Here is a 22,729-nt window from a genome sequence, read left to right as displayed (position 1 = left end):
CTCTCAGGATAGATAGCAGTTGGAAAGGTCGCTGTGCACGACCAGCTCTTGGGCCGACCTGACGGCCTTTCCGATGGCATCCAAGTCATACAGGCTGACCTGCCAGGCGCGTCCTCTCATGCTCGCCTTGTCCGGCTCTTGGACACTGGCGATAACCCGTGGGCCATGCCAGTCCCGCTCAGCCAAAGGCCGGTCTCTGAGCAACAGGCACTCAAGCAATACCGCTCCGGAATTGTGTCCGGCTTGCCACGATCGAGGCTGCATTCCCTGGCGTTGCAGCCAGCCCGCCAGGGCATCGCTCAGGTCGCTGGGGCGGCAGCGGATATACACCGGCACTGGCTGGCTCGCGGCCAACGCAACAACGGTTTTTTCGGCGGGGCATTGCATGGGTAGACACATCGCGAAACTGCTGCCCAGGCCTCTCTCGCTGACAACTTCCAATGTCCCACCGAGAAGCTGGACGAGGTAGTGGCAGATGGTCAGTCCCAGCCCGGAGCCATCCGTCGCCGCTATTCCCTTGCCGCTGACCTGGAAGAACGGCTGGAACAATTCCGGTTGTTGTTCCGCAGGAATGCCACATCCGGTATCGCTGACCTGCCAGATGACCTGGCACCCGCGACTCATCTCCAGCACCCGGGCACGCAAGGCGATGAAGCCGTCATCCGTGAACTTCACGGCGTTATCCAGGAGGTTATCCAGTACCTGGCGTATCAGGGCCACATCACCGTAGAGCTTCTCTGGCATGTTGGGAGCACAGCAGACATAAAGATCAACGCCTTTGCAGTGAGCATCAGAAGCATGGGCCAGGGCGACGTCACGCAACAGCATGGAGGGCGAGAACTCCCGCGGTTCGAGGACAATGCGCCCCTCTTCGAGCTGCGAAACATTGTGAATGTCGTTCAGAAGATGCTGGAGGTTGAGCACCGAACGCTGCATCGACTCCAGGCTGCTCCGTTGCTGCCGATCCAGCCCAGCGGTGCGAAGACACGTCAAGAAATCCAGCATTCTGTACAACGGTGCCTGTACCTCCCGGTTCATTGCGCTCAAGAACAGACGCTTGGATTCACGAGTGGAAGTCAGGACCTCCCTGGCTTCCCTCAAAGCCCGCTCGGTCTGTTTCCTCGCACTGATGTCGCTGCAGGCGCAAAACAGCACTTCCTCGCCTTTGTAACGGGTGAACACAAAATTCAGTTGCATCATGCACCCGTTGGCACTCTGCACCTCCATCGAATTCGACTCGGTCGAGGCTCTATGGGCCAGCTCGACCCATCTGAGACTCTCGCTATATCGCCCGCCCCCCTGACCAAGCCATTGTCTGGCTAGGCGATTTTCCAATACCACGGCAGCATCCGAGCAACGCAACAGGCAAAGAGCAATGGGAGCGACTTCAAGCGTAGTGCGGAGAAACTCGTCATGTTGTAACAGATCTCGCAACTGCATTCGGGCCGGTTTGATCAGACGTTTGTCGACACGACAGGCCAGCCCAAGCACGGCAAGAGCCACACTGCCCCAGAAAAGCAAGCAACCGACAAATATCGACCAATAGGGAGACAACAGCCTCTCCACTGGAAGGTAGTAGCTTAGGCGCCACCCCGAAGGCCCCATGCCTTTAGTCAGTATCAGAAACTGCGGCAGCAGACCGTTGCCACAGAAGCCGAATGCATCCTCGCTACGGATGCAACCGTCAAATCCTTCGACGCTCGCACCTTCACTACTAAGGACCACGTGACGCACGGCATCCCGCAATGCATAAGCTCCGCCGAAACGCGAAGCCAGCGCGTGCGAAAGGTCGCTACCGCGCAACTCGAGTCCCAGCCAGATCGCTTCATCGTCCCGGCGCACGGCGAGGAATAGGTAGATTCGTTGTAGTGGATCATGCGGCGCAGCCAGCCAAAGCGCTTCCTCGTCGGCACCGTTTTTTTCCAATACCAAAGCATCCAGTACCGTTTCAGGCAACATCGAACGACGTTCGAAACGCCCATGCAGGTAGCTAACCACCGGGCGTTTGTCGCCCCTGACATACAATAAGCCGGCGCCCATCTGGTCCAAGTCGGCCATATCCCGCCCCGAAAGCAAGACTCCCCAAGCACTCCTTGCCTCCCCCAGGGCCACCCATTGGTGCTGGTAGCGAGGCAGTTGACGATGCGGGTCCAATGTCCGCTTCGGCAGAGTCGAGTCGCGAACCACGAGCGCCCCCAGGCGCTCAAGTAGCATCTGGCGCCGGCCAAAATAAAGGAGCATCTCACCGGCCGCATCGTTCATCAGACGGCGCTGGCATGAAACGCCGTTGTTGATCTTCGACCAGAAATAGAGCGCGCAGGTGCAGAACAAGCCCAAGACGAAGAGCCCCACCAACAGATGAAGCAACCTGCGGGCCGTTGCGGGAGTAAGCGACAGGGAGTCGACTGTTTTGAACAGCGGAAAGGATTTCATGCAGAAATCCTATGGGGTCAGCCCCCCACTACACTTAAGAATTTTCTTAATCTGTCGCCGCCTATCGAATCCTTCATTACAACCTGGGCGCTTGATCTACAAAGGAAAAACGTCCTTCCAGGCAATTAAGAATTTTCTCAAGACCCGCTCCACATGACGTTCCTATAGTTCCCTCCAGCAGAACTTGGCTGCGTTCGTCGCAACCGCTGCTTCATCGTGGAACTTCCCGCAATCCCGTCATATTGAAACCCAAGGAACGTCAATGAAAAAGCCACTCGCTACGGCGCTGACCCTGCTGCTCGGCGTCACCGCCATTTCTGCGCACGCCGCAGATGGAATGATCAAGATTACCGGTTCCATCATCAGCAGCACCTGCAATGTGGGGGGGGGCGAAAGTCGACACCGGCACCCCTGCTGGCACGCTGAGCACAATCAATGTGGAACTAGATCCCGTGTCGGTATCTGCTCTGGACGCCCAAGGCAAGTCAGCTGGTGGCAAACCCTTCAAGATCAGCCTCACCGGCTGTAAGGCGGTGAAAAAGGCTCAGATGAAGTTCGAGACGTTTGGAAACGTCGACACCACGACAGGCCTCCTCAAGAACTCTGGCAGCGCCAAGAACGTCCAAGTCGGGCTGACGACTGATGACGACAAGGAGATCAACCTCACCAAGGGTGAAGGAAGCCAGGTAGTCGATCTCACCGAGGATGGCACGGCGGAGATCAATCTCAGAGCGTACTACATCGCTGTTGGCGGAGCCGCCGGGCCCGGCAGCGTGGATACCACCGCGTTGTTTTCGATGAAATACGAGTGACCACCCAGCCCCGGCGCAAGGCGCCGGGGCACTGAGGAACATCATGCGCTCCTTACCCTTTCTGCTGCTGGCATCGCTGCTGGTGCTGGGACAACCCGCCCGCGCCAACGTAGTGATCGCGGGCACCCGGGTTATCTATCCGGCCGACAAGCAAGAAGTCACCCTCCAGTTGAGTAACGTCGGAGACCAACCTGCCTTGGTGCAGGCCTGGGTCAATGACGACGAAAATGCCAGCTCACCGAGCGACAGCGACGCACCATTCGTGATCATGCCGCCGATCGCCCGCATCGGCCCAGGCAAGAGCCAGACGCTGCGCATCGCCTATACCGGAGAACAAACGGCCGATGAACGTGAAAGCGTTTACTGGCTGAACGTACTGGATGTCCCGCCGCGACCCGCAGACATCGGCACCAAGAACTACATGCAGATATCCATTCGCAGCCAGATCAAGTTGCTGTTCCGCCCCGCAAATCTAGCCGGAAGCGCGGATGCGGCCGCGGGGCAACTCGAATGGTCGCTCGTGACCCGCGCCGGGAAAGCGACGTTAAAAGTCACCAACCCCAGTCGCTATCACGTCTCGCTTAGCGCAGTAGAGCTGGAGGTCGGCGCAAAGCCCTTCTCTGCCGGCGGCGGTATGGTCGGCCCCGGGCAGGATCTAGAGCTGCCTCTGGATACGCCGCCCTTTCCTCCTGACCAGAACGCCTCCGTCCGTTATGTCTGGATAAACGACTACGGCGCTGCCGTATCTGGAAGCAAAAGGCTCTGAGCAGGAGTTCCGGCCAATCGAAATTCTCACTCGGCTACCTCTTCTCCGAAAGTCCTGCCCCTCTTTTAACCATTCATGAGCACACGCCCATGAGTGCTCGGTAGTCCGTTGTTATGTTCAAGGTAGAGACCCGTTTCGTGTTGCATGATACATCCCCCCCCTTCCCAGACGGACTCCTTCGGCGTGCTCGGCTGACATGCGGCTCAGGCATCTGGATGGTGCTCGTGCTGACCTGCGTGGGTGGAACAGCGAACGACTCGTCCGCGGCAATGGCATCCCCTCTGGCTAACGCTGAAGACGATCTCTACGCCTCGTTCAACCCTGCCTTCATCACACGCGGCAATGCCGTCCAGGGTGTCGATCTATCCCGCTTCGAAACCGGCAACTTTCTGCCGGCCGGCGTCTATCGGATGGACATCTTCGTCAATGCCAACTGGGTGGGCCGACAGAGCATCCACATCATCAACCAAGGGCGGAGTACCCGCGCCTGCCTGAAACCGGAACAATTACGCGACTGGGGAGTGGCGGAAGAAAAACTGAAAAGCCCCCAGATGGAAAAGAACAGCTGCCTGACCCTCGACCAGTTTCTTCCCGAGGCCAGCCTTGAGGTCAATGGCTCGGAACTGGAAATACGCCTGAGCGTCCCCCAAGCCTTCCTAGCCCGCCAAGCTCGCGGCTATGTCGATCCGGTCCATTGGGATGGCGGAATGGCCGCGGCTTTCCTGGGCTACAACGTCAATGCATTCCAGTCGCGTCAGCAGGGACGGCGGCAGACCCAATACAGCGCTGGCCTGAACGCCGGGGTCAATCTCGGAGAATGGCGGGTGCGCCACAACGGCAACTACAGCCAGTCCCGGCAGCAGGATGGCGCGTCAACCTCGCACTACGACTCGGTCAGCAGCTATGCGCAGCGCGATCTGACCGGCCTGCGCGCACAACTGACCCTGGGTCAGTACTACACCCCTGGAGATCTGTTCGACGCCACCCCTTTCACCGGCGTGCAAATTACCAGCGACGACCGCATGCTGCCGGAGTCTCAGCGCGGCTTCGCCCCCGCAATCCGCGGCACGGCGGAAACCAACGCCAAGGTCACGGTCAGACAGAGCGACACCATTCTCTACGAGACCACCGTCGCCCCCGGCCCGTTCGTCATCGACGACCTCTACAACAGCGGCTACAGCGGTGACCTGGAAGTCACCATCGAAGAGGCCGACGGACGCGTCAATCGCTTCACCGTCCCCTACGCCTCGATCGCACAACTGCTGCGCCCGGGGCAGGTACGGTTCAGCGCCAGCGCCGGTCGCTACCGCGACGAGCGCCTGCGCGACCTGCCGAACTTTCTCCAGAGCAGCTATCAGCGAGGCATGTCCAACCGCTGGACCGGCTACCTCGGCGGCATTCTCGCCGAGCACTATCTTTCCGCGCAGGCGGGCCTCGCCCTGAATACGCCGCTGGGCGCCATCGCCGCCGACATGACCGAAGCACGCGCCTCGGCCTTGCCGGAAACAGGCTCAGGTATCCGGCGCAACATGCACGGACGCAGCTACCGCCTGACCTACAGCAAGATACTCGACAACAGCCGTACCAACTTCACGTTGGCGGCCTATCGTTTCGCCAGCGAGGGCTATCTGAACTTCAACGACTATGCCCGGATCAACGGTCGCCAGCCGGGCGAAGATAGCGGTCTGTTCCGCCAACGCAATCGTTTCCAGCTCAATGTCACTCAGCCTCTTCCAGGCGACGCAGGCTCTCTCTATTTTAGCGGCAGCGCGCAGAACTACTGGACACCTGGGCAGAACAGTGACGTTACCTTCCAAGCCGGCTACAATCGAGGATTTTCCTGGGGAACCCTGGGTCTTTCCGCCAGCCGAACCCGGAATGCCGACAGCCAAGCCCATAACCAGTACATGCTGAGTCTCAGCCTGCCGCTGGGAAGCACTACCACCGCGCCTTACCTGAGCAGCACGCTGTCCGTCCAGGATCACCGGCATTCGCTGCAATCGACCCTGAGCGGTACGCTGGACGACGAGCGCCGTTTCAACTACAGCCTGACGAATTCCACCCAACGCGACAACGGCGAACGCTCGTCGAGCAACGGCGCGAACTTGCAATACCATGCATCGTCCGGTGACTTCGGCTTGGGCCTGAGTGACGGCGACGGTTTCCGACAAGTCAACGCCAGCGCCCGCGGGACACTACTTGCCCACACCGAGGGAGTCACCTTCGGACCGCCACTGAGCGAAACTATGGCCCTGGTCGAGGCCAAGGGTGCGAGCGGCGCGACCGTGGTCAACAACGGAGTCCGCCTCGACAGGTCGGGCTACGCCCTGGTGACCGGCCTGATGCCCTACCGGCGCAACGACGTAAGCCTCGACCCCAAAGGCAGCTCCCTTGACGTCGAGCTGGAAAGTACGTCGCAGAAAGTTGCGCCGCGCTATGGCGCGATAGTACGCCTGAGCTATCCCACCCGTAGCGGCATCCCAATCCTGCTCAAGGTCCGGCAGCGTGACGGACAACCCATCCCGGTAGGCGCAGAAGTATTAGACAGTCAGAGCAAATGGTTGTCGCTGGTCGGCCAGGGAGGGCGAATATTCCTGCGCGTTCCTGATCGGCAAGGGCTGGTGCGGGTAACCTGGGGAAAAGAGGGCAGCGAAAGTTGCCAAGTCAACTTCAGCCTACCTGAACCTCGAGAAAACAGAGGCCGAAGAATGACAATACTCGACGGGACTTGTCTGCCGCCCTCTACCCAAAATCCAGAAAGTCGCTCCTGATCGGGCTTCGCTGAACGAGAATACATCATGATCTTCAAACCCAGTCGAACTACACCTACAAGCCAATGTGCAGCTCTAATATATGCGTTATTCCTGGTCACTCTCTCAAATAGTGCTTGGGCCGTTTGTCAGTGGGTCCAAGGTAGTAGCGCCCCTGTACTTAGCGCTCCAGCATCATTAACTGTCCTACCGGACCAGCCAATTCTAACTCCAATATCAAATTGGATAGAAGGTTCCTACCCCTCGCTCTGGAAGTGCAGTTCCAGCCTTGACTCGACAAAGGTCCGAGCAGCCTTCCTAACCCAATCCTCCCCTACCGGGCAAGATTACGATGGACTAACAATATATAAAACATCAACACCAGGAGTTGGATACATAGCGAAAATGAGGACTACTTCCAACCGTATCTCAGCATCTAATTTTGTAAACGTACAAAACACCTCGATTGGACGAGACTCCGACTCTCCAGCAACATTGGGTGTTGAAATCATGGTTCAGCTCATAAAAATCGGCCCCATTCTCCCCGGCTCCCGATTAAACAGTACCGCTGTCGCCAAAGCGACTTCCTATGTGCACAATATTTTTGGCACTCCGATCCCAGATCTAAGCGCCAATATTTTCCTCCCCTCAATCAACTTCCTAGTACCAACTTGCCAAACTCGCGATATGAACGTCAATCTCGGGGATATCTACATAGGCAAATTTCAAGGAATAGGAAGCGAAGCAGGGAAACAGGACTTCGATATCAGGCTAGAGAATTGTCCGGGAGGATTCACCAAGATACTCTATAGACTGGATCCCATTAATGAGACTATTGACTCAGACAAAGGAATCATCCGAATAGATAAGGGAAGCGATGCCGCCGCTGGCATCGCAGTCCGCATAGCAAGTCGAGATTCAAAACTTAAACTTGGCACCCAACAGAAAATACCTAACTATGTCGGAGAGAAAGGCACCTATAGCATCCCATTAACTGCAAGCTACTATCAGACAGGAGCGATCACCCCAGGTACAGCAAATGCGTCTCTTGAATTCACAATAGAATACCAATAGCCCAAATCACTCCCGGCTCCATACGAAAGAATAAAAATGCGAAACAAGCGCAACGATAAATTGAACCTATTCCATCTAGCAGTGACTCTCGCGATGAAGCCCCTTGCCATCAACAGTCTGGCGCTATTGATCACGCAACGGTACGTGGACGATAGAAAGCTAAAAGAGCTGATATCCAGCAGTGGGAAATGAAGCGAAGTCGCCATAAGAGATCGGTGAAGAAATGAAGAGCCCAAAGAACAGTCGACACTGTCATAAACAATGCCAACAAGGCACGTCTCACACGTAGTTCAAGGCTCCGAGACTCAAGCCTCGGCCAGGTTTTCCATCAGGCCACTAATAACCACGAACATCAGGAAGTATAATGCCAGGAACATTCTAGTCTTCATCGTGTAGACGAAGAGATCAATGGAGCTCAATGTGCTATCTCCTATGGGAACGACGAAGACGAAGTAGTTCCGTTCACCTGAGCGGTGCATACCTCAAAAATTCAATGCCTCCCATCTAGGGTATTTCCGCTTGAACCCTACTACTGCTCCTGAAAGCGTGCGGCTCAACTCGAACCGATCTAGGAGCACGTCATGAAGCAGGCCTTCGAATACCACATTGAAAATATCAACATCCCCTACCAGGATCTCCCTCAATCCGTGAGGCTGCTGGGACGCCAACGACGGACAGATAAAGCCCTGGAGCCGAACGCCAATGCGCTGGGCGATCCCCTTCGCTGGGAGCAAGTGCAGCGCCTCGGCCAGGAAGGCTGGGAGCTGGTGAGCGTTCAGCCACTCATGCGGGGCGTAACCGAGATCGGCAATCAAAACGCCCAAGGCTGGGCTTGGGGCGTCGCTCTGCCCGTCAGCTACCTGCTGTTTTTCAAGCGCGCAACCTCATAAAAAAATACCCCGGACCCGCGCCGAGTATTTCTTGCGGAATGGAATCAGGGCGATCGGCAAGCTGATCGCACCCTGATCTGCAAGAGATTCGCCGTGAACACTCCACATCCATCCCTTCGCCGAAGCTGCCTGGCCGTCTTGGCCTGCAGTGCGCTGGTCGCACAGGGAGCTTTCGCAGCGAGCGCCTCCGAGCAGGCGAACCTGGAGGTGATGATCCGGCAGCTCAACGCCCTCGAGGACACAGCCCGCCGCAGTGCCCAGGGCGCCGATGAGCCCGGACAGCGCTTCTACTTCGACTACTCACGCCTGGCCGCTGACCTGCAGCGCATCCGCCAAGGCCTGCAGGACTACATGACGCCCAGCCGCGCCCAACCGCGTGACCCTTCCGACCTATCTGGGAATTACACCCTGCGCGGAGGGCCGATGCCGTGAGCATGAGCGGAGCCCAGACATCGGCGTTCCAGGCCGCCGCTGGCTTTCCCCCATCGGCCGGCGAGGGGCTGTTCATTGGAGCAGCTATGACCTTCCTTCTGCTGTGGTCCGCCTGGGCGATGTACAGCACCTGGCGCGGCTGGGCCACCAACAACCTCGACAGTGCCACCGCCGGCGCTTCCGCGATCCGGATCGTGGTCCTCCTCGGCATCACCTCTTTCTTCCTCCTCAGCTGACCCATACGGAGACACTCATGCTGAAATTCACCATCCAGAAACTGTCCGCCCTCTACCGGAGCCTGGCTGCCATCTCTTTGGCGCTCCCCGGTGTCGCTTTGGCTGCACTCCCCAAACCCGAGGCACCTAGCCGTGGGGAGGGATCGGGCATCATGCAAACCATCCAGAACTTCGGCTATGACGGAGCGATGCTCCTCGCGCTGCTCATCTGCGCGGCTGTCTTTCTGGGGGTCGCTTGGCATACCTACGGCACCTATCACGCCATCCATGACGGGAAGAAGAAGTGGTCGGATCTCGGAGCGGGCGTGGCCGTAGGTGTCGGCCTGCTGATCTTGATCATTTATCTCGTCACCAAAGCCACCACCATCATGTAAGGGCCTTCCCATGCCCGAAGAACATCTGTTTCAGGATGGAACCCTCAGCTTCCTGCCGACCCGTTTGAACCGGCAACCGGTGGTCATCGGCGGCCTGACCGCAGACGAAATGTGGATCACGGTCTTCACCAGCGGAGCAGCCGGGTTCGTTCTTGGCATCCCGGCTGCCTTGGTCGCAGGTAACGCTGCCTGCATTCCACTGGGCGCGCTGCTGGTCGGCGCCCTCGGCCTGGGTATCGGCAGCCGCGTCCTGCGGCGGATGAAGCGGGGGCGGCCCGATATCTGGTTCTACCGCCAGGTGGAGCTGGCCCTCTCGCTGCGCTTTCCCGTCTTCGGCAATCGTCACCTGGTGACGCGCTCCGGCGCATGGACCAGTCGACGTACGGAGTCCCCATGAGTTTCAGAAAACACACCGCGCAACAGCAGGCTCACATCAACACGTTCCGGTTCATCACCGGCTTCTTGTGCATGGTCATCGTGGTGCTGGCCTACTGCGTCTGGGAAGCCCGCAAAGACCTCTGGATCCACATTCCGCCCGACTTGCGTTCAGGGAGCACCCGGTTGTGGTGGGACATTCCGCCAGAGAGTGTCTATGCATTCGGTCTCTACATCTTCCAGCAGGTGCAACGTTGGCCCAAGGACGGCGAGGTGGACTACAAGGGAAACCTGTTCCGCTACGCCGCCTACCTCACTCCCTCCTGCAAAGTCTTCCTGGAGAAAGACTTCGAGTTTCGTCGTAACGCCGGCGAGCTCAGGGGACGCGAGCGCACCACTTCGGAAATCCCCGGTCGGGGCATTGGCGAGAGCAATGGCCGCGTGATCCAGCACTCGATCAATGACTGGACCGTCAACCTGGACATGGACAGCACGGAGTATTACGCCGGCGAGAAGATCAAGCGGGCGCTGGCCCGCTACCCGTTGCACGTTATCCGCGCCGACGTCGACCCGGAGACCAATCCCTTCGGCCTGCAGTGGGACTGCTACTCCGACACGCCTCAACGTATCGAGCTTGAGGAGCCGGCCGCCCCCACCAAGCGGGAGGGAGGTCTATGATCCGGAAGTCGACAGGCTCGCTCTTGCTAATGCTTGCCCTACCCACACTGGCCCACGCGATGGAGATTCTGCGCTGGGAGCGCATTCCGTTGGCCATTCCATTGACGGTCGGCCAGGAACGCATTGTCTTTGTCGACAGAAACGTGCGAGTTGGCGTTCCTCGGGATCTGCAGGGCAAGCTGCGCGTCCAGAGTACCGGCGGCGCACTCTACCTGCTCGCCAACGAGCCGATTCCTCCAGCGCGCCTGCGCCTGCAGGACGCGACCAATGGCGAGCAGATGCTCATCGATATCGCCGCCACCGAGGCTGCGGCCGACCAACAGCCGCGCGAGCCGGTCAGGATCGTCGCCGGCGAGCCCGTGGCTCCGCACTATGGCCAGCCCCGGGAAGCCCAGCCATCGGCAGCAGCGAAACAGACCGAGCAGGCAGAAGCACCGAAGGCCGTGCCGCGCGAAACGCCCGTCCCCGTGGTTCTGACGCGCTATGCGGCACAGATGCTCTATGCCCCGCTTCGCACGGTGGAACCGGTGGATGGCGTCGGTCAGGTGCGCGTCAAGCGACAGCTCGACCTGACCACCCTGCTCCCCAGCCTACCCATCACGGCTACCGCCTTGGGCGCCTGGCGGCTGGACGACTACTACGTCACGGCGGTGAAGCTGCAGAACGCCAGCGCCCAGCACCTGGCCCTGGATCCCAGGGACCTGATGGGCAATTTCGTCGCCGCGACCTTCCAGCACCCGTACTTGGGGGCCCGGGGCGACGCTTCCGACACCACTACCGTGTATCTGGTGACGCGCGGCCGCGGCCTTGCCGACGCGCTCCTGCCCTCCTCCATCAGCCAGATCGATCCCAAAGGAGGCCGTCGTGGCGCTGACCGGTAATCCCCTCCTGAAATTGCTGGTCATCCCCGTCGTGATCGGCGCCATCCTGATCGGCGTGAGCATGATGGGCAAGAAGGAAAGCGCGCAGTCACAAGGCGCCGCAACCCCGACGGTAACGTCGGAAGAAGCCGCAACCTTGGGCATCGACGGCGACACGCCCGCCGACACACTACGCACCATCGTGGCGGAAAGCCGGCAGCTCAAGGACCAGATCAGCAAGGTGATCCAGGAGAATGACTCGCTCAAAGCCGCCAATGAGAACCTGCAGGGCCGCCTGCGCAACATCGATCAGAACATAGAGCAGAAGCTCAACAACACCGCCCAGGAGCTGCAGCAACAGCAGGAGAACCGTAGCCAGAAGATCCTCGATCAGGTACAGAAACGGCTCGAGAACTTAACCCACATTCCCGAGGCCGGCGACACCGACCTGCCCGTAGGATTCGGCGTGCGACCAGAGGATGGCCAGCACTTTCAGGGAGCGGGCTCGTCGTCATCGGATATCGTCTGGATCGAGCCCCAGGACGCCCGCGCGGTCGATGCCAATGGCCAGCCGCTGGCCGCCGGCTCCACCACCCAACCGAGCGGATTCAGCTTCCCGACCTCCTTCGGCCATGCGGTCGATCGCGGACAGAACGCGCTGGAGCGGATCGATGACGGGCTGCACCCCGTCGGCCAACAGCGATCCGACCTGGAAAACCGCAAGCTCGTCCGCAAGACCTACACGCTGCCGCAGAACTCGACGCTCATGGGCTCGGTGGCCATGTCTGCGCTGATCGGTCGTGTGCCAGTCGACGGGACGGTCAATGATCCTTACCCGTTCAAAATCCTCATCGGCCCGGACAACCTCACCGCCAACGGCATCGAGCTGCCGGACGTCGCCGGCGCGGTAGCCAGCGGGACCGCCTCGGGCGACTGGACACTCTCCTGCGTGCGTGGGCAGATCCGCAGCCTCACGTTCGTGTTCAACGACGGGACCGTACGCACCTTCCCGGCGCCGGCCGAGGAGGTGAATGACAACCAGAGCAACAACAACCAGACCGCCAGCGCCGACCAGAAAACCATCCAGGGCGGCCTCGGCTGGATCAGCGACCCCTACGGCATCCCCTGCATCGCCGGTGATCGCCGATCCAATGCCAAGGAGTACCTGGGCAATCAGAGCCTACTCACGGCTGCCGGGGCCGGCATCGCCAAGCTCCTGGACGCCGACGAGAACAACACCAGTACCGTCTTCAGCGGCAACGGCACCAGCTTCGGGACGACCGGAACCAACAGCAACTCGGCCCTCAACAGCATCCTCTCCGGCGGCGTCAGCGATATCCGGCAGTGGATGAACAAGTTGTACGGGGAGGCCTTCGCCGCCGTCTACGTGCAGCCAGGTGCGCGGGTCGCCGTGCATCTCGATCAGCAACTGGCGATCGACTATGAACTCAAGGGCCGCAAGGTCGATTACAGCTCTGGAGCCGCTCATGCAACAGCAGACTTGGACTAACCCCCTTCTTCGTCTCTGCGCCGGCCTGGCCTGCGCGCTGACCCTGGCAGCGTGCTCCACCAGCAAGGAGGAGATGCTGCCCCACGGCGAGGCCAACATGCTCGACGTCTGGGAGCGAGGTGCGACCAGCTCGATAGGCAACAGCCGTGGCCGGCTGCTCCTCGATGCCAGGCAAACGCTGCGGCGCCCAATCGATCCGCAGCAGGCTGCCTCCGCGAATGACCAGGCCGACTACACCCGCACGGCCAGCAACGAGATCCACAGCCAGTTCAAACGACTGCCCAATCCCGACCTGGTGATGTATGTGTTCCCGCACCTGGCCGGCAGCGATCCCGCCCCGGTACCGGGATACACCACCGTGTTCCCCTTCTACCAGCGAGTCCAGTACGCCATGCCGGGCGAACGCACGGAGGACTATTGATGGGCTTTTTTCAAACCCTTCTGCGCGGTCGCACACAGCCTCAGTCGGTACCGGCAGACGCTCCCGAAGATTCAGGAGCGCTGGACGTAGCGGCCGCGGAAGAAGCGACTGAGCGCTATCTGGCGCGACTGGCCGCCATGGGTATTCCTCTGCCCAACACCGGGAGCAAGAATGGCGCCACGCAGGCTGAAGCGTCACGCCTCTACGATCACGACCCATCGTTCGTAGACCTGCTGCCCTGGGCTGAGTACCTGCCCGACGAGCAAGTGATGCTCCTAGAGGATGGGCGTTCGCGCGCCGCATTCTTCGAACTGGTGCCCTTGGGCACCGAGGGCCGCGATCCCAATTGGATGCAGAACGCCCGGGACGCATTGAAAGAAGCCCTGCAGAACTCCTTCGACGAGCACGAAACCTCACCCTGGATTGTCCAGTTCTACGCCCAGGACGAGATCAGCTGGGACAATTTCCAGGAGCAGTTGAGGCAGTACGTCCATCCTCGAGCGCGAGGATCGGCCTTCAGCGAGATGTACCTGGCGCTCATGAAGCATCACCTGGAGGGCATTTCGAAGCCGGGCGGACTGTTCGTCGACACCGCCGTCAGCAAGCTGCCCTGGCGAGGACAACAGCGGCGCGTGCGGATGGTCGTGTACCGCCGGATCCGCAATGCGGATGCGCAGATTCGCGGACAGGACCCGGCGGCGTACCTGAAATCCATCTGCGAGCGTATCCAAGGCGGCCTGGCGAACGCCGGCATCGTCGCTTCGCGCATGGGCGGACAGGAGATCAGGAACTGGTTGATCCGCTGGTTCAACCCGCACCCGGATCACCTCGGCCAGGCCGAGGCGGACCTACGTCGCTTCTACGAACTGGTATGCCGTCCGGACGAACCGATCCTGCAGGATGAATTGCCACTGGCCGACGGCACTGACTTCTCCCAGAACCTGTTCTATCGGCAGCCTGTTTCCGATGCCACCCAGGGCGTATGGCTCTTCGATGCCATGCCGCACCGAGTGATTGTGGTCGACCAATTGAACAAGGCGCCGCTGACAGGCCACTTCACCGGCGAGACGCTCAAAGGCGATGGCCTCAACGCCCTGTTCGATCGAATGCCCGAGGACACGCTGCTGTGCATCACCATGGTCGTGACGCCGCAGGACATGCTGGAAGGGCATCTACAGCAGCTCTCGAAAAAGGCCGTTGGTGACACCCAGGCATCGATCCACACCCGCGAGGACGTGGCCACCGTTCGACGCCTGATCGGCCGGGAGCACAAGCTCTATCGCGGAGCGATCGCTCTGTTCGTGCGCGGCCGCGACCATACCCAGTTGGAGGAACGCTGCATCACCGTGAGCAACGTACTGCTCGGCGCCGGCCTGGTGCCGGTCGAACCGCAGAACGAAGTCGGACCGCTGAACAGCTACCTGCGCTGGCTCCCCTCAAACTTCGATCCAAACGAGAAGCGAGCCCTGGAGTGGTACACCCAGATGATGTTCGCTCAGCACATCGCCAACCTGTCGCCCATCTGGGGGCGCACCACCGGTACCGGACACCCTGGCTTCACGCTGTTCAACCGTGGCGGCGCGCCGTTGACCTTCGACCCGTTCAACAAGCTGGACCGGCAGATGAATGCCCACGGCTTCATCTTCGGGCCAACTGGCTCCGGCAAGTCGGCGTCCCTGACCAACCTCATCTGCCAGATGCTCGCCATGTACCTGCCGCGGATGTTCGTCGCGGAAGCGGGCAACAGCTTCGGCCTGCTGGCCGACTTAGCCAAGCGGTTTGGCCTCTCGGTCCACCGGGTGCGCCTCGCCCCGGGCTCCGGCGTCAGCCTGGCGCCGTTCGCGGACGCCATCAAGCTGGTCGAGAGCCCCGACCAAGTGAAGGTGCTGGACGCCGAAGACATCGAGGCCTCGGACTCGGTCCAGGGCAGCAAGGCCGACCTCGAGGACGACCAGCGAGACATCCTGGGCGAGATGGAGATCGTCGCCCGCCTCATGATTACCGGTGGCGAAGAGAAGGAAGATGCGCGCCTGACCCGTGCCGATCGCAGCGCCGTCCGCCAGGCGATCCTGGCGGCGGCCAGGACCTGCGCCGCCGCGAACCGCACGGTACTGACCCAGGACGTGCGCGATGCGCTCTACGAGGCCTCCAGGAGCGATAGCACCGCGCCAGAACGCCGCGCGCGGATCGCCGAAATGGCGGAAGCCATGCAGATGTTCTGCATGGGCGCCGACGGCGAGATGTTCAATCGCGAAGGCACGCCCTGGCCTGAGGCCGACCTTACCGTGGTGGATTTCGCAACGTACGCGCGCGAAGGCTACGCCGCCCAGCTCGGGATCGCCTACATCTCGCTGCTGAACACCGTGAACAACATCGCCGAACGCGACCAGTTCAAGGGCCGGCCAATCGTCAAGATCACCGATGAGGGGCACATCATCACCAAGCACCCGCTGCTGCTGCCCTACGCCATGAAGATCACCAAGATGTGGCGGAAACTGGGCGCCTGGTTCTGGCTCGCCACCCAGAACATCGACGACATCCCAGCCTCCGGGGCGCCGATGCTGAACATGATCGAGTGGTGGTTGTGCCTGAACATGCCCCCCGACGAAGTAGAGAAGATATCCAGGTTCCGCGAGCTGTCGCCGGCGCAGAAGTCGATGATGCTCTCGGCCCGCAAGGAAAGCGGCAAGTTCACCGAGGGCGTGCTCCTGGCCAAGGGCAAGGAATACCTCGTCCGTGTGGTTCCCCCGAGTCTCTACCTGGCCCTGGCCATGACCGAAAACGAAGAAAAGAACCAGCGCTACAACATCATGCAAGCCACCGGCTACGACGAGCTCGAGGCGGCCTTGCAGGTCGCAGCGGATCTCGACAAGGTGCGCGGCCTGCCACCCTTCCCCATTGTTTTCCCAGACCAACCGGCAGTGGAGTGCCAGGACGAATGAGAGCTCTGAATTCGCTAACCCAGAACCTGATCGACAACCTGACCCAGATCCTGCAGAACCCCGAAGAGGATGCCCTGCAGACGCTAAGGATATGCGCTCCTGTACTGATAGAGGAGCTGCAGCAGATTCAACTGAGGGCAGTCGATCGCCGGGATATCGTCCCGCAGATAAAGCAGCTCTTGGATGAATGGCTGCAACAACATCCACAGCCTGATACGGCCCAACAGGCGCTCATTGAGGCCGTGGACCGCGCGGAGATCCTACAGCGGAGGCAAGCGTGAGACTCTTGAAGGGCGGCTGGGCAGCCAAACGATTTCAAGGTCCCGCCCTGCCCTGGGCGGGGCTGCTGCTGGTCTTGCTGGCTGCATCCGCCGTAGGGGTAGAGCTTCTGGTGAAGGGCCTGCCAGCCAACCACAGCCTCTACGGCGATGCGAAAGCGCGCTGGACGATCAATGAATACGCCGACCTGGAGTGCCCCTTCTGCAAGGTCTACACCCCGCGGCTTAAGCGCTGGGTAGACAGCCATCCGGACGTGAACCTGGTTTGGCGCCATCTTCCCCTGCAGATGCATGGCGAGGCGGCCCGCCACCAGGCTCGCCTGGTGGAGTGCGCGGGGATCCAAGGCGGCGCCAAAGCCTTCTGGAGCGCTATCGATGCGATCTTCGCTCAGTCGGCCGGCAACGGGGGCGGGCTGCCTGGCGGCACATTGGACTTTCCTGAACTGGACCAGGCTCGACTGGAGAAATGTGCGAAAGACAACGAACTTATTGACTCAGATATCAAGTTGGACATCGACATTGCACGGTCGAAGGGCATTACAGCGACCCCGACCCTCGTCATCCGGGACAACCAGACGGGACGAAGCGTGAAGCTTGAAGGCATGGCCGACGAGACCACGTTGCTGTCGGCGATAGACTGGCTAGCCAAGGATCTCTAGCGTCGCGCCAAGAGACTCTTGGCTAAGAAATCGGCGAGGATTCCAACATCCCTCTTTTGGGCCTCCAGGATGCCCTGCACTTCACCTGGCAGAACCTCGACCTCCTCCCCATCCACAATCTTTACCATTCTCTTGTGGCCGGAGCTGGTGAGGCTAAGCCTCAACTCCATTGCCGGCCGAGCATTGATGTAAATGCTCTCGAGCAAGCGCTCCATGACTTCGACCACTCCTTAATATCAGTTAGCCAGCTACATACAGGAATTATGCTACCCAGGACATGCAGGCGTCACCCCTACTTATGTACGTGGCAGCGTTCGATCACGGTTCGAAAAAATACACCACCTACGAGTTGATGATTTCCTGCTGCCCTATCGGAAGTGATCCTGTCTGCTGTCTGTACCTTTCTAGAACCGGTACAGACCCATGCCTCTTCATCACTCCCCCCCTGGCCGGCGGCCACCAACGCTGGCCGTTGGCGTACTACTGGTACTGCTGAGCAGCGCGAGTCAGGCCGAAACCTGGGTCATCACCGACAAGGCTCATCCGGTCTCTGCCACCGGATCGTCGCGCGTTCTGCTTCTGGACGCCCAGGAACACCTCGAGGAGCAACTGACTGCGGCCTTGCCCCAGGATCCACAGCATGCTCAAGCGGCGTTTAAGCGATTGCTACAAAGCCCCGATGGGCGCCGCCTGCAGGCAGAGCTGGTCAAGGCACAACAAGACGTCGCCGATGCGTGGAGTCTCGGTGTCGAGAAGATCCCTGCCGTAGTAGTCGATAGGCAGTACGTGGTCTACGGCGAACCGGATGTTTCGCGCGCTCTTGAGCTAATCGCCAAGGCCAGGAGGTCGCGCTGATGACCAGCCTCAACCTCCGCCGCCTGGCAGCGGCGGCCGCCACCTTCAGCCTCTCGTTCACGGCCTCGGCCGCGATCAACAGCGCTGCCATCGTCTCCTCCACCCTTTCCCCTCAGTGCCTCGAATACAAGGTCGTCGGGATCTGTTACTGGCTGCTCTGCGGCCCGCATGGCTGCAAAGTGAAGACGTCGGTCAAGGTCCGCCACTACGTGCCTGACGCAGTCGTCTCCAGCTACGCGAATACCGGGAGCAACCCCTGGACCGAGGTATCGGCGCTGGGTACACCGAATCCACTCGCCCAGGCCGGCAATGACGCGACCACAAACTACAAGGCCGAGAACAGCATCGGCCGCTTCAAGGAAGCGGATGTGATCGGCCATCCTGGTGGCGCCACGTTCAGCCGGTTCGCCAGCGCCTCTGGGTACGTTTGCCCTGGCGCCACCTTCCCGCTGGTGCCGTACTTTCTCAGCACACTGGACGCCATTGGCTGGCGGCATGGAATTCCCGAGCAGGTGTACCCCGAAGCGTTGGTCCCAGGGCTGCGCGAGGTGGGTGGAATCTTCTCCGGCGACATGTGGGGGAACCTCTATCCGCGCAGCGGTTTCCTGCACCAGACCGACGACTACAAGACGGCAGCCGTCATCGCCCAGCGCGCCGGCGATATCACCACGCGAATCGGCCAGCTCCACGTCTACCTCCCCATGCGCGCAGCCCCCAAGGACGGCTACTGGCCGGCGGGCGAGCTGAAAGAGGGCGATGCCTCGACCGGGAAATGGCAGGAGCTGACCCCATCCCTGAGCCTCAACTGCGCGGTGTTTCCCAACTCTGGGCCGAAGACGCAAGCCGTCGACGGCGATTACGCCTGGGCGCTCTGGCGTCCCTACTCCTGCTGCCAGCGCAAGGGGCAGATCTTCCTCGGCAGTACCGACTTCCAATAAGGACACGGAGACGAATCATGCGAATGAACATCACCTCGGTCGCGCTGACGTGGCTGCTCGCAGCGCAACTTGCCCAGGCCGACGACCCGATCAACGTATCCAAGACCGGCACGGTGCTCAGCGACGAGGTCCTCTACAGCATTGGCGGCGGCAGTGCGGTGAGCATGGGCAGCGCCGGCCAGATGGACTCGATCGGCGTCGGCTTCGGCTGGAACAACGACATGATGTGCGGAAACATGAACCTGAGCACCACCCTGGAGAACCAGCTCAACGGTGCCACACAGGGTTTCCAGAACATCATGGGCTCAGTCATCCAGAACGCGACCGGCGCGGTCATGTCGCTGCCGGCGTTGATCATCCAGCGCGCGAACCCTCAGCTCTACAACCTGATCACCAATGGCATCCTGCAGGCGCGGATCGACTACGATCGCTCGAAAGGGACTTGCAGAGCGATCGCCGAGAAGATGGCCGACATCGCTGGCGAGCAGACCGGCTGGGGGAAAATCGCCGAAGGCCAGGCCCTGGGAGCCACGCTGGCCTCTGGCGGGAAAGACGCCGTATCCGCCCTCGAAGCAGTGGAGAAGAAGGGCGGCAACGATGGCGTAACCTGGGTCGGTGGAGACAAGGCCGGCGGCTCCGGCCAGAAGCCCATTCGCATCGTCAACGACGTGACCCGGGCGGGCTACAACCTGTTGACCAGCCGCTCGGTGAATGATTCGTCGAGCGTGCCTTCCGCCACTTGCAACAACGGCCTGGTCTGCAACACTTGGTCCTCCCCCCAGGAGGCCGCCGCATTCGCCACCCGGGTACTGGGGGAGCAACAGCAACAGACCTGCGAAGGCTGCCAGAAGACGGTGACGGCTGCTGGCGTCGGCCTCACCCCGCTGATCCAGGAGACCTACGACAAGAAGCTCCAGTCGCTGCAGGAGCTGCTGTCGAAGAGCAAACCACTGACTGCAGAGAACCTGGCTGCGGCCGGCACCGATGCTCTGCCAATTACCCGCGGCGTCATCGAGGCGCTGCGCGACGAGCGTGACCAGGACGTCCTGGCGCGCCGCCTGGCGTCCGATGTCTCCCTGATGGACGTGCTCAGCAAGGCACTGCTACTGCAGCGCCTGATGTTCGCCGGCGCCAAGGAGCCCAACGTCGCCGCCAACGGCCTGGCCACCCAAGCCGTCGATCAGCAGACCAGCCTCCTGCAGCAGGAGATCTCCAATCTCAAGACCGAACTGGAACTCCGTCGCGAGTTGGCCAGCAATTCCCCCATGCGGGTCATCGAGCGCGGGCAACAACGCGCCTCAGGGTCCAGTGGCGTGTTCGAGTCGGCGCCCGATGCCGATCGCCTCGATCGCCTGCAGGCCCCCTCTGCCGCCGGCGGCAAGTCGGGAGGGAGACCGTGATGGCAGATACGCTCACCACCCGAAAGCTTCTCGGTCAGCTACTGGTCGGAGTGCTGATCGTCATCGGACTGGCAGTGGTCGGTACGCTGCTCAGCCTCTTCGCCCTGAACCACTTCGGTGGCATCCAGGGCCTGGAGGCCTGGCGGCAAAGCAACTACTGGAGCTTGTTCGCCTGGCGGGCGCTGCTGTACTGCGCCCTGGCCATCGCCTGGTTCCGGCTCAAGCAGCAGCAGCGCAAGGAACTGAGCGCGCATGAGCGGCAGCGCATTCGGCGGATCGAGATCCTGGTGCTGTTGCTGGTCCTGCTCATCGAATTCAGCAAAGCGTACTTCCGTACTGGAGGCGCATCATGACCTTCATGACCAATGATTACCTGGAGTATTACCTCACCCTCCTCGGCTGGATCATCAACAACGGGATCTGGAACATGATCTCGGATACTGGCCTGTTCGCGGTGCCGTTCGCGGCCATCGTGATGCGCGAATGGCTGAAAGTTCGCGGGGAAGGCGCCGACGAGGGCAATAAGGGCGTGCTGTCTCTGGCCCGCATCGAGACGCACATCTACGTCGGCTACATCGTGGTCGCCCTGGCGGGGATCCCGGTCGTCAACGTGAGCTTCGACACCATCGAGTTCGACCAGGCTCGCGCCCAGCAGTGCCAATACAATCTGCCGGCACCGGCGGACACCGGCTGGTCGAGCTCCTTCAGCAGCCTGGCCGGCAAGAGTGCGCAGATGCCGCTCTGGTGGGCGATGATGCACGCCCTGTCCAAGGGCTTCACCAGCGGCGCCATCGCGGCCATTCCGTGCGGCACGGATCTGCGGCAGATGCGAATGGAAGTGGACAACACGCGCGTGAACAATCCGCTGCTGGCACAAGAAATCGCTGATTTTTCCAGAGACTGCTACGGGCCTTCCCGTGCGCGGCTGTTCATGCGGCAACCCGACCTGGGCTCCGTCGCCGAGGACAACAAGGCGTTGCAAGACCTGAACTGGATCGGCTCCCGATTCCTGTTGAACACCCCGGGGTACTACGACACCGACTACTCGAAGAGTCCCCGTCAGTCGTGGCCCTACAACGCCACCCGCGATGCCGGCCTGCCTCAGGTGGGCGGTGGTGGCGGCTACCCAACCTGCAAGCAGTGGTGGGCTGACTCAGGGATCGGCTTGCGTGATCGGATCAAGGACCAGGTGGATCCGGACCTGATGACCAGCTTCCTCAAGTGGGCGAAATGGCTGAACCAGGACGAGGTAACCGAGGCAGTCATTCGCCAGGTGATCTCCCCCTCCAGCCAGGTCAAGGGCAACGTCTACACCGATTACGGTGGGCAGGTAGGCGGAACCGTCTGGAATGGACTGGCTCGTGCCGGAGGCACTCTCGGAGTGGCAATGGGCAGCCTGGCCTACTTCCCGGCGATGGATATGGTCCGCCAGGCACTGCCGATGGTGATGTCGTTCCTGAAGATGGCAATGGTCATCTGCATTCCGATGGTCCTGGTCATCGGCACCTATCAACTGAAAGTTGCCATGACGATGACGGTCGTCTTCTTTGCGATGATGTTCGTCGACTTCTGGTTTCAGTTGGCCAGATATATCGACAGCACGATACTTGATGCCTTCTATGGTTCGGGATCACCACACCTTTCACTCAACCCAGTCATGGGGCTGAATACGGCTACTCAAGATGCGATCCTGAACTTCGTTATGGGTTCTATGTTCATTGTTTTACCACTACTGTGGATGACCGCGATCGGCTGGTCCGGAATTCAAGCAGGGTCTGTTCTGAACGGATTGAGCAGAGGGACTGAAGGAGTTCAAGCCGCCGGCAAGGAAGCAGGAAATAGAGTTAAAAACGCAGTTTGAGAAAGTATAAATCCATTACCGGGTTCTAGTCCCGGTAATGGTGTGCTGCCTGATAGTCTAACAGCTCTGCTACAGATTCAGTTTCAGCTTGTGAAGTCATAGTTGAGACATCTCGACTTGGAGACCCTTTAGAGACGGAGATGTCCCCTTTAACCAAGGCAAATCCCACCAGAAAGACACACAGT

Annotated in this window: 23 protein-coding genes; 21 read left to right on the top strand and 2 right to left on the bottom strand. The window is 60.4% G+C overall.

Going from position 1 to position 22,729, the window contains the following annotated elements:
* Positions 1-3: 3 nt before the first annotated feature.
* Entirely contained in the window at positions 4-2,433 is a 2,430-nt protein-coding gene (locus tag HMPREF2716_RS00165; RefSeq protein WP_023084757.1) for an ATP-binding protein, read from the bottom strand.
* Positions 2,434-2,810: 377 nt separating this feature from the next.
* Here HMPREF2716_RS00165 and HMPREF2716_RS00160 point away from each other — a divergent pair, with 377 nt between their 5' ends.
* The 16 genes from HMPREF2716_RS00160 to HMPREF2716_RS00090 all read left to right on the top strand — a co-directional run bounded on the left by HMPREF2716_RS00160 (position 2,811) and on the right by HMPREF2716_RS00090 (position 17,490).
* Positions 2,811-3,245 (top strand): fimbrial protein, encoded by a 435-nt coding sequence (locus HMPREF2716_RS00160; RefSeq protein WP_070621767.1) that lies wholly within the window; start codon positions 2,811-2,813, stop codon positions 3,243-3,245.
* Between the two features lie 43 nt (positions 3,246-3,288).
* Positions 3,289-4,011: a fimbrial biogenesis chaperone gene (locus HMPREF2716_RS00155; RefSeq protein WP_023084759.1), complete on the top strand. Its 723-nt coding sequence runs from the start codon at positions 3,289-3,291 to the stop codon at positions 4,009-4,011.
* Between the two features lie 215 nt (positions 4,012-4,226).
* Positions 4,227-6,782: a fimbria/pilus outer membrane usher protein gene (locus tag HMPREF2716_RS00150; protein WP_023084760.1), complete on the top strand. Its 2,556-nt coding sequence runs from the start codon at positions 4,227-4,229 to the stop codon at positions 6,780-6,782.
* A gap of 384 nt (positions 6,783-7,166) precedes the next feature.
* On the top strand, positions 7,167-7,835 hold the full coding sequence (locus HMPREF2716_RS28275; protein WP_168168077.1) for a fimbrial protein: 669 nt from the start codon (positions 7,167-7,169) through the stop codon (positions 7,833-7,835).
* A gap of 581 nt (positions 7,836-8,416) precedes the next feature.
* Positions 8,417-8,725 (top strand): hypothetical protein, encoded by a 309-nt coding sequence (locus HMPREF2716_RS00145; RefSeq protein WP_023084762.1) that lies wholly within the window; start codon positions 8,417-8,419, stop codon positions 8,723-8,725.
* 93 nt (positions 8,726-8,818) lie between these two features.
* Complete coding sequence (locus HMPREF2716_RS00140; protein WP_016561610.1) at positions 8,819-9,157, top strand: integrative conjugative element protein, RAQPRD family; 339 nt, start codon at positions 8,819-8,821, stop codon at positions 9,155-9,157.
* On the top strand, positions 9,154-9,393 hold the full coding sequence (locus HMPREF2716_RS00135; RefSeq protein WP_003123360.1) for a TIGR03758 family integrating conjugative element protein: 240 nt from the start codon (positions 9,154-9,156) through the stop codon (positions 9,391-9,393). The genes HMPREF2716_RS00140 and HMPREF2716_RS00135 overlap by 4 nt, the downstream gene beginning before the upstream one ends.
* A gap of 17 nt (positions 9,394-9,410) precedes the next feature.
* Positions 9,411-9,767: a TIGR03745 family integrating conjugative element membrane protein gene (locus tag HMPREF2716_RS00130; RefSeq protein WP_023084763.1), complete on the top strand. Its 357-nt coding sequence runs from the start codon at positions 9,411-9,413 to the stop codon at positions 9,765-9,767.
* Between the two features lie 10 nt (positions 9,768-9,777).
* Positions 9,778-10,164 carry a TIGR03750 family conjugal transfer protein gene (locus HMPREF2716_RS00125; protein ID WP_023084764.1) on the top strand — a complete coding sequence of 129 codons (387 nt, stop codon included), beginning with the start codon at positions 9,778-9,780 and terminating at the stop codon, positions 10,162-10,164.
* The gene (locus HMPREF2716_RS00120) at positions 10,161-10,820 is read left to right on the top strand and encodes a PFL_4703 family integrating conjugative element protein (RefSeq protein WP_003086164.1); all 660 of its coding nucleotides are present in this window, start codon (positions 10,161-10,163) and stop codon (positions 10,818-10,820) included. Before HMPREF2716_RS00125 ends, HMPREF2716_RS00120 begins: the two co-directional genes overlap by 4 nt.
* On the top strand, positions 10,817-11,701 hold the full coding sequence (locus tag HMPREF2716_RS00115; RefSeq protein ID WP_058198050.1) for a TIGR03749 family integrating conjugative element protein: 885 nt from the start codon (positions 10,817-10,819) through the stop codon (positions 11,699-11,701). The genes HMPREF2716_RS00120 and HMPREF2716_RS00115 overlap by 4 nt, the downstream gene beginning before the upstream one ends.
* Positions 11,685-13,190 (top strand): TIGR03752 family integrating conjugative element protein, encoded by a 1,506-nt coding sequence (locus HMPREF2716_RS00110; RefSeq protein WP_070621766.1) that lies wholly within the window; start codon positions 11,685-11,687, stop codon positions 13,188-13,190. Before HMPREF2716_RS00115 ends, HMPREF2716_RS00110 begins: the two co-directional genes overlap by 17 nt.
* Positions 13,168-13,611, top strand: coding sequence for a TIGR03751 family conjugal transfer lipoprotein (locus HMPREF2716_RS00105; protein WP_017001414.1), 444 nt, complete (start codon positions 13,168-13,170; stop codon positions 13,609-13,611). Before HMPREF2716_RS00110 ends, HMPREF2716_RS00105 begins: the two co-directional genes overlap by 23 nt.
* On the top strand, positions 13,611-16,553 hold the full coding sequence (locus HMPREF2716_RS00100) for a conjugative transfer ATPase (protein ID WP_083318179.1): 2,943 nt from the start codon (positions 13,611-13,613) through the stop codon (positions 16,551-16,553). The genes HMPREF2716_RS00105 and HMPREF2716_RS00100 overlap by 1 nt, the downstream gene beginning before the upstream one ends.
* Positions 16,550-16,834, top strand: a complete 285-nt coding sequence (locus tag HMPREF2716_RS00095; RefSeq protein ID WP_003086159.1) for a hypothetical protein — start codon at positions 16,550-16,552, stop codon at positions 16,832-16,834. The genes HMPREF2716_RS00100 and HMPREF2716_RS00095 overlap by 4 nt, the downstream gene beginning before the upstream one ends.
* Positions 16,831-17,490: a DsbA family protein gene (locus tag HMPREF2716_RS00090; protein ID WP_011666760.1), complete on the top strand. Its 660-nt coding sequence runs from the start codon at positions 16,831-16,833 to the stop codon at positions 17,488-17,490. The genes HMPREF2716_RS00095 and HMPREF2716_RS00090 overlap by 4 nt, the downstream gene beginning before the upstream one ends.
* Here the strand turns inward: HMPREF2716_RS00090 and HMPREF2716_RS00085 are convergent.
* Positions 17,487-17,705: a hypothetical protein gene (locus HMPREF2716_RS00085; RefSeq protein ID WP_016264198.1), complete on the bottom strand. Its 219-nt coding sequence runs from the start codon at positions 17,703-17,705 to the stop codon at positions 17,487-17,489. The genes HMPREF2716_RS00090 and HMPREF2716_RS00085 overlap by 4 nt on opposite strands.
* Before the next feature lie 208 nt (positions 17,706-17,913).
* On the opposite strand from HMPREF2716_RS00085, the gene HMPREF2716_RS00080 reads away from it, so the two are divergent.
* From HMPREF2716_RS00080 to HMPREF2716_RS00060, 5 genes are read left to right on the top strand one after another with little or no spacing between them, the layout of a single operon-like run.
* Complete coding sequence (locus HMPREF2716_RS00080) at positions 17,914-18,345, top strand: TIGR03757 family integrating conjugative element protein (protein WP_083318178.1); 432 nt, start codon at positions 17,914-17,916, stop codon at positions 18,343-18,345.
* Positions 18,345-19,283 carry a TIGR03756 family integrating conjugative element protein gene (locus HMPREF2716_RS00075; RefSeq protein ID WP_016264197.1) on the top strand — a complete coding sequence of 313 codons (939 nt, stop codon included), beginning with the start codon at positions 18,345-18,347 and terminating at the stop codon, positions 19,281-19,283. The genes HMPREF2716_RS00080 and HMPREF2716_RS00075 overlap by 1 nt, the downstream gene beginning before the upstream one ends.
* A 17-nt stretch (positions 19,284-19,300) precedes the next feature.
* Positions 19,301-20,683: an integrating conjugative element protein gene (locus HMPREF2716_RS00070; RefSeq protein ID WP_003159687.1), complete on the top strand. Its 1,383-nt coding sequence runs from the start codon at positions 19,301-19,303 to the stop codon at positions 20,681-20,683.
* Positions 20,683-21,036 (top strand): hypothetical protein, encoded by a 354-nt coding sequence (locus HMPREF2716_RS00065; RefSeq protein WP_058163957.1) that lies wholly within the window; start codon positions 20,683-20,685, stop codon positions 21,034-21,036. The genes HMPREF2716_RS00070 and HMPREF2716_RS00065 overlap by 1 nt, the downstream gene beginning before the upstream one ends.
* Entirely contained in the window at positions 21,033-22,544 is a 1,512-nt protein-coding gene (locus HMPREF2716_RS00060; protein ID WP_016264195.1) for a conjugal transfer protein TraG N-terminal domain-containing protein, read from the top strand. Before HMPREF2716_RS00065 ends, HMPREF2716_RS00060 begins: the two co-directional genes overlap by 4 nt.
* The last annotated feature ends 185 nt before the right edge of the window (positions 22,545-22,729 follow it).

The sequence above is a fragment of the Pseudomonas sp. HMSC076A11 genome, assembly GCF_001810205.1.
Lineage (GTDB): Bacteria > Pseudomonadota > Gammaproteobacteria > Pseudomonadales > Pseudomonadaceae > Pseudomonas > Pseudomonas aeruginosa.
Note: the sequence above shows the minus strand (reverse complement) of the source record. Positions and strands in the feature narration are given on the sequence as shown.